The sequence below is a fragment of the Nostoc sp. C117 genome (assembly GCF_043099735.1).
GTDB lineage: Bacteria > Cyanobacteriota > Cyanobacteriia > Cyanobacteriales > Nostocaceae > Nostoc.
The window spans coordinates 6779687-6794623 of record NZ_CP170991.1; the positions used below are offsets into that span (position 1 = coordinate 6779687).

Here is a 14937-nt window from a genome sequence, read left to right on the forward strand (position 1 = left end):
AACTCCCACTTATCCGAATTTTATTTGAGGCGGCACATCTGAATAATTAGTTTTTTCCGGTTTGCTCGATGTGCCTTATAAAATTGTGATTTTGTCGAGTTTAAATCAAACCAGTAATATTGTTCAATCTCTTTTATAGAATCATAGTCCAAATATTTCATCATCAATCCTTATTTTTTTTGAATTGTATTTATTACTGATTTAACTGCTGATATAAAAGTTTGAGAGCTTGCTTTTCTATCTGTCTGACTCGTTCTCGACTAATACCCAGACGCTGACCAATCTCTTCTAGAGAAAGTTGATGTCCATCTGTCAAACCAAAGTGCAAATCTAATATCTTTTGTTGTTGCTCAGATAAATTTGACAATAAATTTTCAACTTCTTGATTGAGAGATTGCTCAGTGGTATAGCCATTTTCCGAATATCTGTAATCTTCTATTAAATCTTGTAGCTGCATCTCTTTTTCCGACCCAACTCGAATATCCAGAGAGATAGTTTGACGAGCTAAAGTTAGATATTCTCGAATTTGATTAGGCTCTAAAGAAAGTGCATGAGCAATTTCCGCAGTAGTGGGAATCCGACCGAGTTTTTGAGATAACTCTCGCTGAACGCGCTTAATTTTGTTTAACTTTTCATTGATGTGAATGGGTAATCGAATCGCCCGTCCTTGCTGGGCGATCGCTCTGGTAATTCCTTGACGAATCCACCAGTAAGCGTAGGTTGAAAACTTGTATCCTAAAGCCGGATTAAATTTCTCAACTCCTCTCTCCAAACCCAAAGTACCTTCTTGAATTAAGTCCATTAGCTCTAAGTTACGTCTCTGATATTGCTTGGCAATTGACACCACCAGACGGAGATTAGACGCCATCATTTTCTGCTTGGCTTTTTTCCCTTGATTTAGCTGCTGAAGTAGTTCTTGTTCACTTAACTGCATTTGGGTAGCCCATTCTAGCAGTGTGGGTGTACGCTTTAATTTAACAGTGAGTTTTTGTGATTCAGCAAATATTGTCATCATCTGCTGAATTTGTTGGGCAAAAATAATTTCTTCCTCCGGGGTTAATAGAGGTATCCGGCCAATTTCTTGAAGATAAGCACGTACTGTATCAGTTGTAAATAGAGATGCTTTGGTTGTTTTAATAGCTTTTGTATTGGAGAATATTAAGTTACTCATATAGGACTCCTATTGTATTTATTTTGGCGAAGCTAGGTACGCATCTATATGCCATCTTTTCTGTTCTACCAACCCTGTTACCTACCTAAGTAAGTAATTTCATAAATCAAATCAGATTGCTATATTGAGTTAGCATCTGCCGATTAAATAGGGTATTTTTTATTTGGGAAAAAGCGTAGATCGTGACTCGATGACCCATAGAGGTTTTTATAAAAAAACCAGGTATCAAGTACTAACTCCAAAAGAGCAATTAACACCCAAGCTGCTAAAGAAACAATTACAGGTAAACTGAGATCGGGAAACTTCCTTTGCAAATCGATAATGCCAAATAACAGCAAAAACAGAAGCGAAACTCCCAACAGAAAGGACAACTTGACGATGGCGAGAATGAAACGGCTCATCTCTAGAATGCGATTGTAAAGCCGGGAAAATCTTTCTAGTATTTCTTCCATGTTATTGATGACAAGTAAAATTTGCTGTTGGTGCAGATGGGTAGCTAAAGAGCATTTTTGCTGCACTTGCATCAATTCATGTTCATTCTTAAAATTATCTAAAAGCTTCTCCCAAGGTAGCACCTGGGAGCTATTTGCCGAAATTGGGAAATCCTTTAAATGCAAGGGAACTAAATAGTTAATCAGTGCGATCAGAGTTTTATCAAAATTACTGAGTTCAGAGGGAAGAGACTGAGTTAGACGAATGAGTTGGTCAATCTGAATCTGAAGTGTATAGTAGTCCTCATATCTCCTTTGGGCGATCAACTGACTAGTAAACGTGAGGAAAACAATTAACACCCCCAATAAAGCAGCCAGAGACTGGGATACAGCAGAAAAGAATTCAATCGCTACCTGTTTAGGTACTGACAGCCAAGGGGCGTTTTCTCGCATAGAAAAAATTAGAGTGGCAACAAATACAAGCCCAACGATCGCTAGTTGATGGCGAGTAATAGTAGCTACTATTACCCTAATCAGGGAATTATTACTGAGTTGAACCAGGATTTTTAGACCTGGGACTGGTTCATAAATTTGTAGTCGTTGGGCTTTGTGGGTTGACATGATTGAAAGATACACTTCCTGACTTGTTCTCGACAGTGTTTATCAAGGAAGGCAGGATAGCGCTCTTACCTTCTGCCGACGCTCGTAGACTCGCTCTAAGCGTTGGCGCAGCCTCTCGTAGAGAAGGCTTTACGCTGCGCTATCCTGCCTCCTAGCTTCTTCCCCTTCATTTCCCATGCTGTAAACTTACATGATTGTCCGCGGACTGAATTAATTTGCTCAGGTCAGCAACTGCGGTGGCATACTGAGGATCGGCTAATGTCCCCAAGGTTCGGTTTTGCACTAATGCTTGCTGTTGTGCCTCGGTTAACTCCACAGTAATATCTGGTGCAATGCCCACATGATTAATATCTCGACCTTTCGGTGTGTAGTATTTGGCGATCGTTAATTTCAGTGCTGAACCATCTTCTAGTGGTTCTACGGATTGAACTAAACCTTTACCGAAGGTGCGAGTCCCTACTAATCTGGCACGATTATCATCTTGTAATGCTCCTGAGAGAATTTCACTGGCGCTAGCAGATCCCTTATCGACCAATATTACTAAGGGTTTGTTAGTAAGAGGATGTCCCGAAGCATTGTAGCTATCTTTAACTTGGTCTCGATTTACCAAAGACACGATCGCTCCTTGCTTCAACCACATACTGGCAATTTGCAAACTTGCATCCAGCAGTCCACCTGGATCGGAACGCAAATCCAAAACGTAGCCCTGTACCTGTTGTTTTTCTAATGCTTCAATTGCACGATGCATCTCTGCGGGGGACGTTTGAGTAAATTCTGGCAACCGAATGTAACCAATCTTACCTGCTGACGTTGTTTGCGCGTTGTAAGTTACAGGATGGATAGCAATATTTGCGCGGGTAAGTTTGAAAGTTTGCGATTGATTGCCACGTTGAATCGTCAGTACTACCTTAGTTCCTACTGGACCGAGAATTCGCTTAACAGCATCATCAATTTTCATCCCCTGAGTTATTTGACCGTTAATTTTGACAATTATATCGTCCGGCAAAATACCTGCTTTGAAGGCAGGTGTTCCTTCAATGGGGGCGACAACCGTTAAGGCTTTAGTTTTTTCATTCTGTGCCAGTTCCAGCCCTACGCCACTGAGGTTACCAGAAAGGTCATTATTTAGGGCTTTAAATTCTTGGGGATCAAAAAACTCGGTGTAGCGATCGCCTAATTTGGCCACCATTTCTGCGATCGCCCCATAAGCCTGTTGATTGGAAGTATAAGAACGGCTAAGATACTGCTGGCGAATTGCTTTCCAATCTTGATGGTTAAAACTGACATCAACATAATTTTTATCTAGGATTTGCCACACTTCATCCACAAGTTTTTGCGGGCTAGTTTGCGGTTTACCTAGAGCTTTGGAAGTATATAGACCAGTTCCTACAAGGATTGCTGCTATCACAGCTAGTTCTATCTTGACGAGAAATTTTTGTTTAAACATACTTTAATTCTTGAAGAATAATACAGAATTCGGAATCCAGAATTCAGAATGCAATCAAGGAAGGGTTGAATATCCCCAGTCGCAGATAATGACTTCTGAATTACAGGATATTTCAAGGGAGGTGAAGTACACAAGCTCAGTCTCAAAGTCAAGTATAAAGATTATTTCATTTCTGTTAGCGCAGCTAATTTTGACTCCTGAATTCTGAATTATGTTTTGATAAAATTACTACGAATTATCTTCCGATTTTCCTTTGCGGTGGGGATAAGCAGTCTTAAAAATATCCTGAATTTTAGTCTTTTGTTCAGTAGTAAGATTCAGGCTCAATACTGCTTTACGCATTTTTTCACCTTGTTGTAATTTTGTTGACAATTCCTTTACCTGATCTGGGGTGAGAACTGCCTCAATTTGCTTGCGAAGTTCTTCGCGCTTCTGGGCACGTTCTGATGTATTCGATGCTGGAGAGTTTGGGGTAGAAGTGTCAGATACCTTTGTCCCAGAGTCGTTTCCTTGAGACACATCTGGAGACTTAGAACTGGTACAACCTGTGATTCCGCCAATAAAAATAGTTGCAAGTAGCAGAGTTGGTAAAATTATCTGTTTTTTAATCATTTACTTCACTTGTTTTTGTTGTGTGTAATAGGACTATTCTGACTCAATTTCGGTTCATGACTGTTTAGAAGAACTTGGAAAATTTGCTGCTTTCTTCACACCAATTAATTTTAAAAGTTAAGATCGGTTTCTACATGAGCTAGAATTCCTAACCTGGAGAGGAAAAAAGTACTAAAATTATTGTGACTTTTTTCCTAATTTAGAAATAGTTAATTAGTCGAAACGGCTCTATCGAGAATAGAGACATATTCGTTATATAGAAAGGAGAGCTTCAAGGAGTATCTCAATGAATGCAAGTATACATGGCAATTAGAAATTGCAATACAAACTAAGTCCACCTGCGGACTCAACGAGTTTCCAACCCAGATCGGTGGGTTTTGTCTGCATACCCGCGAATTCCATCCTCCCATTTCTCCAAACTCCGTAATTTCCAAAAAACTGATGTGTTGTTTAACTATTTACCTCTAAAATTGTGAAAATACCTATGGTTTTGTTAGAAAGGCCATTGAGTTGGAACAGTTCTATGGTTCGCTTGACTTACCCATCGTTTCGTCTGTTGCTTTACCTAGAGTGGCTGTTATTAGCTACAGCAGTGTTTATGGAAGTTCTGCTGCCATTTCAGTTGTCTTGGTCTTTGCTGCTAGGAGTTCTGGCCATTGCTACCTTCAGCTTAATGGGCTTGAAATTACCAATGGTTAAGCCGGAAACAAAATTATTTTATACAGCTTTAGAATTCAGTTTAATTTTGCTACCAGCAACTCAACATACTTTATCTACTCGCTCGGTTTTTCTGCTGTGTCTGGTACTGGTGATGCGGAGTTGTTTAATATTTAAGCGATCGGGACAGTTGTTTGTCTTGATTTTATCTCTGCTTTCTTATGGAACACTGCTTTTATCAAGACCGATTGTACCAGAGAATTTTATCCGAGATAAACTCATCGCCATGTCCTGGGATTGGCGATTGAGTAATATATTATTGTTTAGCTTAACGTTAGTATTCGCTTTATTGTTAATTAATGCCCTGCTTGCAGAGCGCCAAAGTCGAGAGCAGTTAGAAATTGCCCATCAGCAATTAGAAATTACCAATCAACAACTCTGCCAGTATGCACTACGAATTGAAGATCAAGCAACGTTACAGGAACGCAACCGAATTGCCCGCGAAATTCATGATGGGTTAGGACACACTCTCGCTGCCCAAACCATTCAAATTAATAATACTCTGTTGTTTTGGCAATCAAATAACGATAAAGCATTGACATTTCTTAAACAGGCAAAAGAACTGGGGGCTGAGGCGCTGCTAGAAATTCGGCGATCGCTTTCGGTTTTACGTTCAAATCCTTTGCAAGGACAATCTCTCAAATCAGCCATTGAAAAGCTGCTGACAGATTTTCAGCAAACCACAGGTATTGAACCTTCCTGTAAAATCGATCTACCGCACACTTTACCAATAGAAGTAAACACGGCTTTATACCGCATTGTGCAAGAATCACTGACAAATATTTGCAAACACGCCCAAGCGACGAATGTCAGCGTTAAACTACTGGCTCACGCTGGGATGATTCATCTGTCAATCGAAGATAATGGAAAAGGCTTTAACCCCACTCAAAATACAACTGGCTTTGGGCTACAAGGGATGCGAGAAAGGGCGTTTGCCCTGGGCGGTCAATTAAATCTCCACAGTAAACTAGGAACAGGTTGCTGTATTTCTGTTTCTTTGCCACTATCAAAGCTGTTATTTTAGCCACTTTCCGCACTTCATTGTTTTAGCTTATGATTCAGATTTTATTAGTTGACGATCAGCATCTTATTCGCCAGGGACTCAAGAGTATGCTTGAGTCGAATGCAGAGATGCAGGTAATCGGTGAGGCAGAAAATGGGCAACGGGCACTGGAACAGATTGCCGTACTGCAACCTGATATTGTGTTAATGGATATTCGGATGCCCGTAATGGATGGAGTTGCTACCACAAAGGCGATCGCTCAACTATATCCCCATATTAAGGTTCTCGTTCTCACCACCTTTGATGATGATGAGTATGTTTCCCAGGCGATGCGCCTGGGTGCAAAGGGTTATTTGCTTAAGGACACCGAACCAGATGAATTAATGTTGGCAATTCGATCCGTCTACAAAGGACAAACCCTACTCGGTCCGGGATTGTTTGAGAAAGCACTCACGTCTATTGTCACACCTGTCCCGTCCGTGGAACCCCCTCCCCAATTGGCGCAACTTACACCCAGAGAATTAGATGTATTGCGGCTAATTGCTTGTGGAGCCAATAACCGTGAAATTGCTGAATCACTGTTTCTTTCAGAAAACACTGTTAAAAATTATGTTACCAATATTCTGAGTCGGTTGAATTTACGCGATCGCACTCAAGCCGCTTTATTTGCTCATTCGTTGTTTAGTGGACTAATTGTAACTTCCAATGAATAAATTGGCGTCACTGTACAAGTCAAAAAAGCGAAAACCCCTCTTTTGAGGGGTTTTCAGTTAAGGCCAGCAGCTGGATTTGAACCTGCGACCTTCCGATTACAAGTCGGATGCACTACCACTGTGCTATGCTGGCAAGTCTCGCTTAAGAGTAGCCCACTGTTAGGCATGGCTCTCAAATAGCAACCACAATTTCTTATTGTACCATAATAAATTTATTTGTCTAGTTCCCATGATTATAAATATCTGCCTACTCGTCAATCAGACCATAAAATCTGATATTTAGGCAACTTACACTCAAACCTGCAACCCGACACCCTTCGGAGCGGAGCAATGATAAATTAATATTCATAGCAAAAGCTAACTCAAATCCTGGGCTGGACGCCAAAATATCTGGTACATTTCTCAAATTGTACTTTTTTGACACGGCTGGGTAAAGGAACAGAACTATATAATTGTTCTTTACAGATCACAAGCATGGCAGCGTTGAACGGACGAGATTTATTAAGTTTGGCGGACATCAGTCCAACGGAAGTGGAACAACTTTTGGAATTGGCAACTCAGCTTAAATCACAACAGCTGAAGTTGCACTGCAATAAAGTATTAGGGTTGTTGTTCTCTAAAGCTTCAACTCGGACGCGGGTAAGTTTTACTGTGGCGATGTACCAACTTGGCGGACAAGTAATCGATCTTAACCCAAATGTCACTCAAGTTAGTCGCGGGGAACCTTTGCAAGATACGGCGCGGGTGTTAGATAGATATCTGGATATTTTGGCAATTCGCACTTTTGCACAGCAGGATCTAGAAACTTTTGCTCGCTATGCCAAGATTCCGGTAATTAATGCGCTGACTGATGCAGAACATCCTTGTCAAATACTAGCGGATTTATTGACGATTCAAGAAAGTTTTAGCACCCTTGCTGGGTTAACTTTAACCTATGTGGGTGATGGGAATAATGTGGCTAATTCTCTGATGTTGGGTTGTGCTTTGGTGGGAATGAATGTTAGAATTGCTACCCCTAAAGGATATGAGCCAGATTCTAGGATTGTAGAACAAGCAAGAGCGATCGCTAATAACAAAACTGAAATCCTCATCACTCACGATCCAGAATTAGCTGCCAAGGGGTCTGCTGTACTTTATACTGATGTTTGGGCAAGTATGGGGCAAGAAGCAGAAGCTGATAATCGGCTACCAATTTTCCAGCCTTACCAAATTTCTGAGCAGCTATTGAGTCTTGCTGAACCAGAGGCAATTGTTTTACACTGTTTACCAGCCCATCGCGGTGAAGAAATTACCGAAGCAGTTATTGAAGGTTCTCAATCACGAGTTTGGGAACAGGCAGAAAATCGCCTGCACGCGCAAAAAGCTTTGCTTGCGAGTCTTTTAGGGGCACAATAAGGGAGTGGGATATTGGGCATTGGGTATCGGGCATTGGGTATACTTTTCTTTCCTGTAACTTGTTTGGTTTAGTTTTACCCTCTTTTCTTCTGGATTACTTATTTGTCAAAAGGCAAAAGAGAAAAAAATAATCTTACTTTTGCCTTTTATATTTTTAGTTTTCTATTGCTTATGGGGAGTTTTTTGTAGTACTAATGTTCTAGAGACATTTATAATTACTTCCCACAAATTTATGGAACGTCTAACTGAAGCTCAACAAGAACTTTACGAATGGTTGGCAGAATACATCAGAATGCACCAGCATTCGCCTTCAATTCGGCAAATGATGCAAGCGATGAACTTGAAGTCACCAGCACCAATTCAAAGTCGTTTAGAACATTTACGCACTAAGGGATATATAGAATGGACTGAAGGACAAGCACGAACGATTCGGATTTTGCGTCCTGTTAAACAAGGTGTACCAATTTTGGGCACGATCGCGGCTGGTGGTTTAATAGAACCGTTTACTGATGCTGTAGATCATCTAGACTTTTCTAATTTCTCATTACCTCCCCAAACTTATGCTTTGCGCGTAGCTGGCGATAGCATGATTGAAGATTTAATTGCTGATGGCGATGTAGTATTTCTGCGTCCAGTAGCAGAACCCAATCATTTAAAAAATGGCACTATCGTCGCCGCTAGAGTTGATGGATTTGGTACCACATTAAAACGTTTTTATCGCCAAGGCGATCGCGTTACTCTTAAGCCAGCTAATCCTAAGTACAATCCCATTGAAGTCAGTGCTATGCAAGTACAGGTACAAGGTTCTCTCATTGGTGTTTGGCGAGGTTACAACTGAGTAATGGGGACTGGGGAATAGGGAAGATGGGGTCTCCTCTGGGGATAAGGGGTAATGGGGACTGGGAAAGATAAGTACTAATGACCAATGACTAATGACTAATGAATATGTACCTGACGCAAAATTCAGTGCAGCAACTGCCCACTTTCCGATTAAAATTGCCATTTGTAAGGGAAAGTAAGGGCAGTTATCAAACTTCGCAACCATTACCAGGATGTCCAAGAAGACCTCCATCTTTACAATTGCGGCAATATCAGCAACAAGCGATCGCTAGCTGGTTTACCAACAATGGCAGAGGGACGCTGAAAATGGCTACTGGTAGTGGTAAAACCATTACTGCATTAGCGATCGCTTGTGAATTATATCAGCAGATTAATTTACAAGTGTTATTGGTGGTATGTCCCTATCGCCATCTCGTCACCCAATGGGCACGAGAATGTGAAAAATTTAATTTACAACCCATTTTAGCTTTCGAGAATTTACGCACTTGGCAAAGTCAACTTTCTACCCAAATTTATAATCTCCGTTCTGGTTCTCAACGCTTTGTCACGGTGATTACTACGAACTCCACTTTAATTGGAGATGGGTTTCAGTCTCAACTCAAATATTTTCCCGCCAAAACTTTAATTATTGGGGATGAGGCACATAATTTAGGGGCACCCAAGTTAGAAGAAAGTTTGCCGCGCAGTGTTGGGTTGCGATTAGCTTTATCTGCCACACCGGAGAGATATTTTGATGATTTTGGTACGCAATCTCTATTTGATTATTTTGGCCCAGTTCTCCAGCCAGAGTTTACTTTGCGGGACGCGATCGCTCAAGGTGCTTTGGTACATTATCTGTATTATCCGGTACTGGTAGAGTTAACCGAAGCAGAAAGTATTGCTTATTTAAAGCTAACTAAAAGAATTGGGCGATCGCTACTTTATCGCGATCGAGAAAATAGCGGAGATTTTGAAGACAATGAAGATTTAAAACCGTTATTGATGCAAAGAGCAAGGTTAATTGGTGCAGCCGAAAATAAATTAAATGCTTTACGGGATTTAATGACAACTCGCCGCGAAACTACCCACACTCTTTTTTATTGTAGTGATGGTTCTCACGATGCGGGACAACGTTCATCCCTACGCCAACTCAAAGCAGTTTCCAAAATTTTAGGAGTAGATTTGGGCTATAAGGTAAGCACTTACACGGCTCAAACATCTTTACAAGAAAGGGAAATTTTGCGTCATCAATTTGAAACCGGCGAATTGCAAGGTTTGGTAGCAATTCGTTGTTTAGATGAAGGTGTCGATATTCCGGCAATTCAAACTGCGGTGATTTTATCAAGTTCTGGTAATCCCCGCCAGTTTATCCAGCGACGGGGACGAGTTTTACGTCCTCATCCTACTAAGGAACGTGCGACTATATTTGACATGATTGTTTTACCACCAGACTTGGATAGAGAAACGATAGAAGTTGAACGGAATCTGTTAAAAAAAGAATTGCGCCGCTTTGTCGAATTTGCTGATTTAGCTGATAATGCGGGCGTTGCCAGAATGAAATTACTGGATTTACAAAAACGATATGGTCTATTAGATATTTGATGATGAATTAGAGAAAGTTGTATTTTTTTGTAAAAATTTTTCGAGTTTGGAGAAAAGCAGTATTAAGTATGAGATAATAAAATTATGAGTTCGATCATAATTGGGTTTAGCTTGCCTTAAAAATTTCAATATCATCCCATTATAATCTATATTAGTTAATACAAATAATAAGAGAAACAGATTCAATAATAAAGTCTTTTTTCCCAGAAAATTATAAATTTCCAAAAACAGTTTTTGCCAAATTAAAGATCGGGCTAACAGTGGCTTTACGGAGGCGATTTTAGCACTAGAGAAAGTTAAAATAGAGAAAAAGTATCTTTAAAAACACAAGATGTCACAAGAGGCGAATATCGATGATGTGCAGGAGCCAATAACCAGCGCTCCACCGGAAGTACGGCGAATTATTGAGCGGGTATGGAAGTTAGAAAAGGGCAGGTTAGATAAAAAGATTAACAGCCATATAAATGATAATATTTTGGACATTGTGAAGGAAGAGGTGCAATGAAGCTGACTTCAATTAAGCTCTGCAACTTTCGTTCCTTTTATGGTACGACACCAGAAATGATCCTGGCTAGTGGAGACGATCGCAACACGACGATTATTCATGGTAATAATGGCTCTGGAAAAACCAGTTTACTAAATGCCTTTACTTGGGTATTATATGAAAAATTTAGTGCAGCATTTGCATCGATAGAACAGCTAGTAAATAAAAGAGCGATCGCTGAAACTCCCAAAGGTCAACCTGTAGAATGTTGGGTAGAGATTGGTTGGGAACATGAAGGTAAACGCTATCGAGTCAAACGCGCCTGTCGGGGTTATAAAAACGAAGGTGATTTTGATGCTGGTAAAACTAAATTAACCATGTGGGTAGGTGGAGATGATGGCAAATGGAATATACCAAATCAGCAGCCAGACGATATAATCAATCAAATTTTACCAGCTATTTTACATCAATATTTTTTCTTTGACGGCGAACGAATTGAAGAAATAGTCCGTTCTGACAAAAAAACTGAAATTGCTGAAGCCACAAAAATCTTCTTAGGTGTCGAGGTAATCAACCGTTCTATTAGACATTTGGGAGATGCTAAAAAAACTCTAGAAAATGATTTAAAAGCTATTGGTGATTCCCAAACTAAACAGTTATTACGACAGCAAGACAAGATAGAGCGAGAACGCGAACGCATTAGCAAACGACAAGCGGAAATTAAAGAAGAATTAGAATATCAACAAACTTTTAAAAAAGAGACAAGTAACCGATTACGAGAACTGAGTGCTGCGAAGGAATTACAAGAAAGATGGCAGAATTTAGAATCGCAGAAAGCGGCGAATCAAGAAGAATATAAAAAAACCAAAGAAGCGCTGAAAAAAATTATTTCGGCGCGGGGTTATACCGTTTTACTGTCAGAAACTACAGCACAGTTTCGCGGAATTATCAATAATTTGAAGGCGCGAGGCGAGTTAACATCAGGAATTTCGCGGGAATTTGTCAATGATTTACTCAATTCTCGACGCTGTATTTGTGGCGCAGAATTACACGAGGGTAATCATTCTCATACTCATGTGAGTACCTGGTTAAACAAAGCAGGTTCTTCGGCGGTGGAAGAAACTGCAATTCGCATGATAGCTCAAGTAGATGAAATTGATAAGCAAGCTATAGGATTTTGGGAAGAAGTTGATAGAGAACAAACTAGAATTAATCAATTAAGGCAAAGCATATCTCAAATTGAAGGCGATTTAGACAATATTCAAGAACGGCTGCGAAAAGATGCGAATGAAGAAATTAGCAGTTTGCAAAAACGGTTAGATGAAATTGAAAGTAAAATTGATGAATTAAATCGAGAACAAGGCGCAAATCAGCAGCAAATTGTTCAGATGACAACTGAGATTGAAAGTTTGAATAAACAAATTGCTAAACAAAAGCTGAATGAAGACAAGCAAACTTTAGCACAGCGACGAATTAATGCTACACAAGATGCAATCGAACGCTTAACAGAAGTTAGAAATCGTCAAGAACAACAATTTCGTCTGCAACTTGAAAAACGAGTACAAGAGATATTCACAGAAATTTCTGTAACTCCATATATTCCTAAAATTAGCGATAAATATGAACTAACATTAGTAGAAAATACTACAGGTATAGAAGCATTAGTTGCAGCATCAACGGGACAGAATCAAATTCTCAGTTTATCTTTTATTGCCAGCATTATTGACAAAGTAAGAGAATGGAGTGAGAAACGAAAAATGATGATGATTCCTGATAGTAGCACTTTTCCTATTGTTATGGATTCGCCTTTTGGTAGTTTGGATGAAAGTTCGCGGCGACACATTGCGAAGACGATTCCTAAATTAGCGAATCAGCTGATAGTTTTAGTAACAAAAACTCAGTGGCGGGGTGAAGTAGAAACAGAAATTACAAACAGAATTGGTAGAGAATATGTGCTTACATATTATTCCTCTAAGCCGGATTGCGAACAAGATTATATTAAGTTGGGTGGCGAAACATATCCTTTGGTGAAGCAAAGTCCGAATGAGTATGAATACACTGAAATTATTGCGGTTGAACGTAATGTTTAAAGTATAAAGTAAATTTATTCAGTATCCTTGTCTAATGGTCTAACTACTCTCTCCTAGTACAGAAGCTTACGATAGATGTTCAATCGAATGATTGAACATCTATTCTAGTTTTAACTCCTACTGACTCTATCAGCTTTTCTTGCGGCATAAACTGGTACTCGCCCTAGTAACTTGGGAAACCATCAAAATGACCTTTTCTACATGCCGTGAAAAGTTAGATTGATAATCCGAGGCTTTATATTTTTCCTCTACCTAGAGTGATTGAAGAGGGATAAGCTATCAATTTTGTGGCTTTCTTTTTGCGTTGCATCCACAATCCTATAACAGTAGCGATCGCAGTACCACTAATACCTAAAGGTTCCGGTACTCTCGTATAGCTTACAGTACCTACTTCTATCGCATTTACTGATTGCTGAATCACATAAAATCTGTCTCCTCCAACATTTAGAGAATCTACATCACTATCGATCACAAACTGGTCTGGAACAAAATAGCTTAGTCCCAAAAGTTGACCATCGTTGAAGGTAACTATGGGAAAACTGTTGAAATCAGCATCATTTGCCTGTGTATAGTTAATACCCAAATAGTTGAATGTAAGTGCTAATCCATTATTAACATTCAATCTCTCAAAACCTATATTAGTTAAGTCCGAGTCATCGTATTGAAAAGAACCGAAATATTTACCTGGGTTGCTACCAGATGTGGCATTTACAGTAAAATTGTAATTTAATAAGGCAGCTTGTGCTGGTTTAGCACCAACAACAAAAATACTAGCAGCAACAGCAGCGATACCAAAATTTTTAGCTAATTTCATCAGAAAATATTCCAACTTATGTCAATGATAAATAAATATGCTGGGATAGCACGAAGCTTACAGGTGACATCAAAAAAAAGGGGAGGTTAACAATCGTTACTTCTTTAGGAACGCCCGATTAATCTTGTTGCGCTGTTGGACGTACTAAAATTTCATTGATATTGACGTGGGGTGGTTGCGTTAGTGCGTAGACGATCGCATTGGCAATATCTTCACTGCTAAGATTTTTCATGGATTGATAATAATTTTCTGCGTTCTGTTTCGCTTGTGGGTTGGTAATGTGGTTGATGAGTTCAGTCTCTACTAATCCTGGTTGAATGCTAGTGACGCGGATATTGTGTTTATAGACTTCCTGGCGCAAGGCCTCAGAAATGACATTTATTGACCATTTCGTAGCAGAGTAGACAGCAAAACCCGCCTTTACCCAACGTCCTGTAACCGAGGACAAATTAATAATATGTCCACTACCTTGAGCTTTCATAATTGGTAAAACGCGGTGAATGCCATATAATAATCCCAAAACATTCAAATTAAACATCCTACGCCAATCTTCAGTATCTGCTCCTTCAATTGGCCCCAGAAGCATCACACCAGCATTGTTAATCAGAATATCGACAGTTTCCCATTTAGCTTGAGTTTGCTCGATTACCCGCTGAACTTGTGCCTCATCACTAATATCCGCAACAATGGGTAATACTTGTCCACCTTTTTCTCGGATTTTTTGAGCAATGGCTTCTAAGCGATCGCTCCGCCGAGCTGTAATCACAACCTTTGCACCTTCTATGCTTAGTGCAATGGCAGTTGCTTCACCGATCCCAGATGATGCACCTGTAATAATCGCAACTTTGTTAACTAGTTTTCCTGTCATAATGCATAATCAGTGGTTTATGATATGGAAGTTTGTTGAATGTACGCAATGGGAATTACGAATTACGAACTTGTACTGAGCGTCTTGCCCTGAGTTTCGACTACGCGGAAATCGAGCGTTCGCGTAGCGTCTCCGTTAGGAGAAGTTGAG

13 protein-coding genes and 1 tRNA gene are annotated in these 14937 nt (G+C 39.9%); 7 read left to right on the plus strand and 7 right to left on the minus strand.

Annotated elements, in window-relative coordinates:
* Positions 1-193 precede the first annotated feature (193 nt).
* The 4 genes from ACFG4S_RS29050 to ACFG4S_RS29065 form a co-directional block, all read right to left on the minus strand.
* Positions 194-1171: an RpoD/SigA family RNA polymerase sigma factor gene (locus ACFG4S_RS29050; RefSeq protein ID WP_392532364.1), complete on the minus strand. Its 978-nt coding sequence runs from the start codon at positions 1169-1171 to the stop codon at positions 194-196.
* A gap of 143 nt (positions 1172-1314) precedes the next feature.
* Positions 1315-2223 carry a hypothetical protein gene (locus ACFG4S_RS29055; protein WP_392532365.1) on the minus strand — a complete coding sequence of 303 codons (909 nt, stop codon included), beginning with the start codon at positions 2221-2223 and terminating at the stop codon, positions 1315-1317.
* A 166-nt stretch (positions 2224-2389) separates the two neighbouring features.
* Complete coding sequence (locus ACFG4S_RS29060; protein ID WP_392532366.1) at positions 2390-3670, minus strand: S41 family peptidase; 1281 nt, start codon at positions 3668-3670, stop codon at positions 2390-2392.
* Between the two features lie 228 nt (positions 3671-3898).
* Positions 3899-4282 (minus strand): hypothetical protein, encoded by a 384-nt coding sequence (locus ACFG4S_RS29065; RefSeq protein ID WP_392532367.1) that lies wholly within the window; start codon positions 4280-4282, stop codon positions 3899-3901.
* A 523-nt stretch (positions 4283-4805) separates the two neighbouring features.
* Between ACFG4S_RS29065 and ACFG4S_RS29070 the strand changes: the two genes are divergently transcribed.
* Entirely contained in the window at positions 4806-6023 is a 1218-nt protein-coding gene (locus tag ACFG4S_RS29070) for a sensor histidine kinase (RefSeq protein WP_392532368.1), read from the plus strand.
* A 29-nt stretch (positions 6024-6052) separates the two neighbouring features.
* Positions 6053-6715, plus strand: coding sequence for a response regulator (locus tag ACFG4S_RS29075; RefSeq protein WP_392532369.1), 663 nt, complete (start codon positions 6053-6055; stop codon positions 6713-6715).
* A 61-nt stretch (positions 6716-6776) separates the two neighbouring features.
* On the opposite strand, the gene ACFG4S_RS29080 is transcribed toward ACFG4S_RS29075, so the two are convergent.
* Positions 6777-6848 (minus strand) — tRNA-Thr (locus ACFG4S_RS29080).
* A gap of 341 nt (positions 6849-7189) precedes the next feature.
* Between ACFG4S_RS29080 and argF the strand changes: the two genes are divergently transcribed.
* The 5 genes from argF (at position 7190) to ACFG4S_RS29105 (ending at position 13105) form a co-directional block, all read left to right on the plus strand.
* On the plus strand, positions 7190-8110 hold the full coding sequence (gene argF / locus ACFG4S_RS29085; protein ID WP_392532370.1) for an ornithine carbamoyltransferase: 921 nt from the start codon (positions 7190-7192) through the stop codon (positions 8108-8110).
* Positions 8111-8342: 232 nt separating this feature from the next.
* Positions 8343-8948 (plus strand): transcriptional repressor LexA, encoded by a 606-nt coding sequence (gene lexA / locus ACFG4S_RS29090; RefSeq protein WP_392532371.1) that lies wholly within the window; start codon positions 8343-8345, stop codon positions 8946-8948.
* Positions 8949-9055: 107 nt separating this feature from the next.
* The gene (locus ACFG4S_RS29095) at positions 9056-10531 is read left to right on the plus strand and encodes a DNA phosphorothioation system restriction enzyme (protein WP_392532372.1); all 1476 of its coding nucleotides are present in this window, start codon (positions 9056-9058) and stop codon (positions 10529-10531) included.
* 331 nt (positions 10532-10862) lie between these two features.
* Positions 10863-11036 (plus strand): hypothetical protein, encoded by a 174-nt coding sequence (locus ACFG4S_RS29100; RefSeq protein WP_292754103.1) that lies wholly within the window; start codon positions 10863-10865, stop codon positions 11034-11036.
* A complete protein-coding gene (locus ACFG4S_RS29105; protein ID WP_392532373.1) occupies positions 11033-13105 on the plus strand; it encodes an AAA family ATPase in 2073 nt (690 codons plus the stop codon). Before ACFG4S_RS29100 ends, ACFG4S_RS29105 begins: the two co-directional genes overlap by 4 nt.
* 235 nt (positions 13106-13340) lie before the next feature.
* Here the strand turns inward: ACFG4S_RS29105 and ACFG4S_RS29110 are convergent, their stop codons facing one another.
* Both ACFG4S_RS29110 and ACFG4S_RS29115 read right to left on the minus strand, forming a co-directional pair.
* Positions 13341-13919: a PEP-CTERM sorting domain-containing protein gene (locus ACFG4S_RS29110; RefSeq protein WP_392532374.1), complete on the minus strand. Its 579-nt coding sequence runs from the start codon at positions 13917-13919 to the stop codon at positions 13341-13343.
* Positions 13920-14037: 118 nt separating this feature from the next.
* On the minus strand, positions 14038-14787 hold the full coding sequence (locus ACFG4S_RS29115; protein WP_392532375.1) for an SDR family oxidoreductase: 750 nt from the start codon (positions 14785-14787) through the stop codon (positions 14038-14040).
* Between the last annotated feature and the right edge of the window lie 150 nt (positions 14788-14937).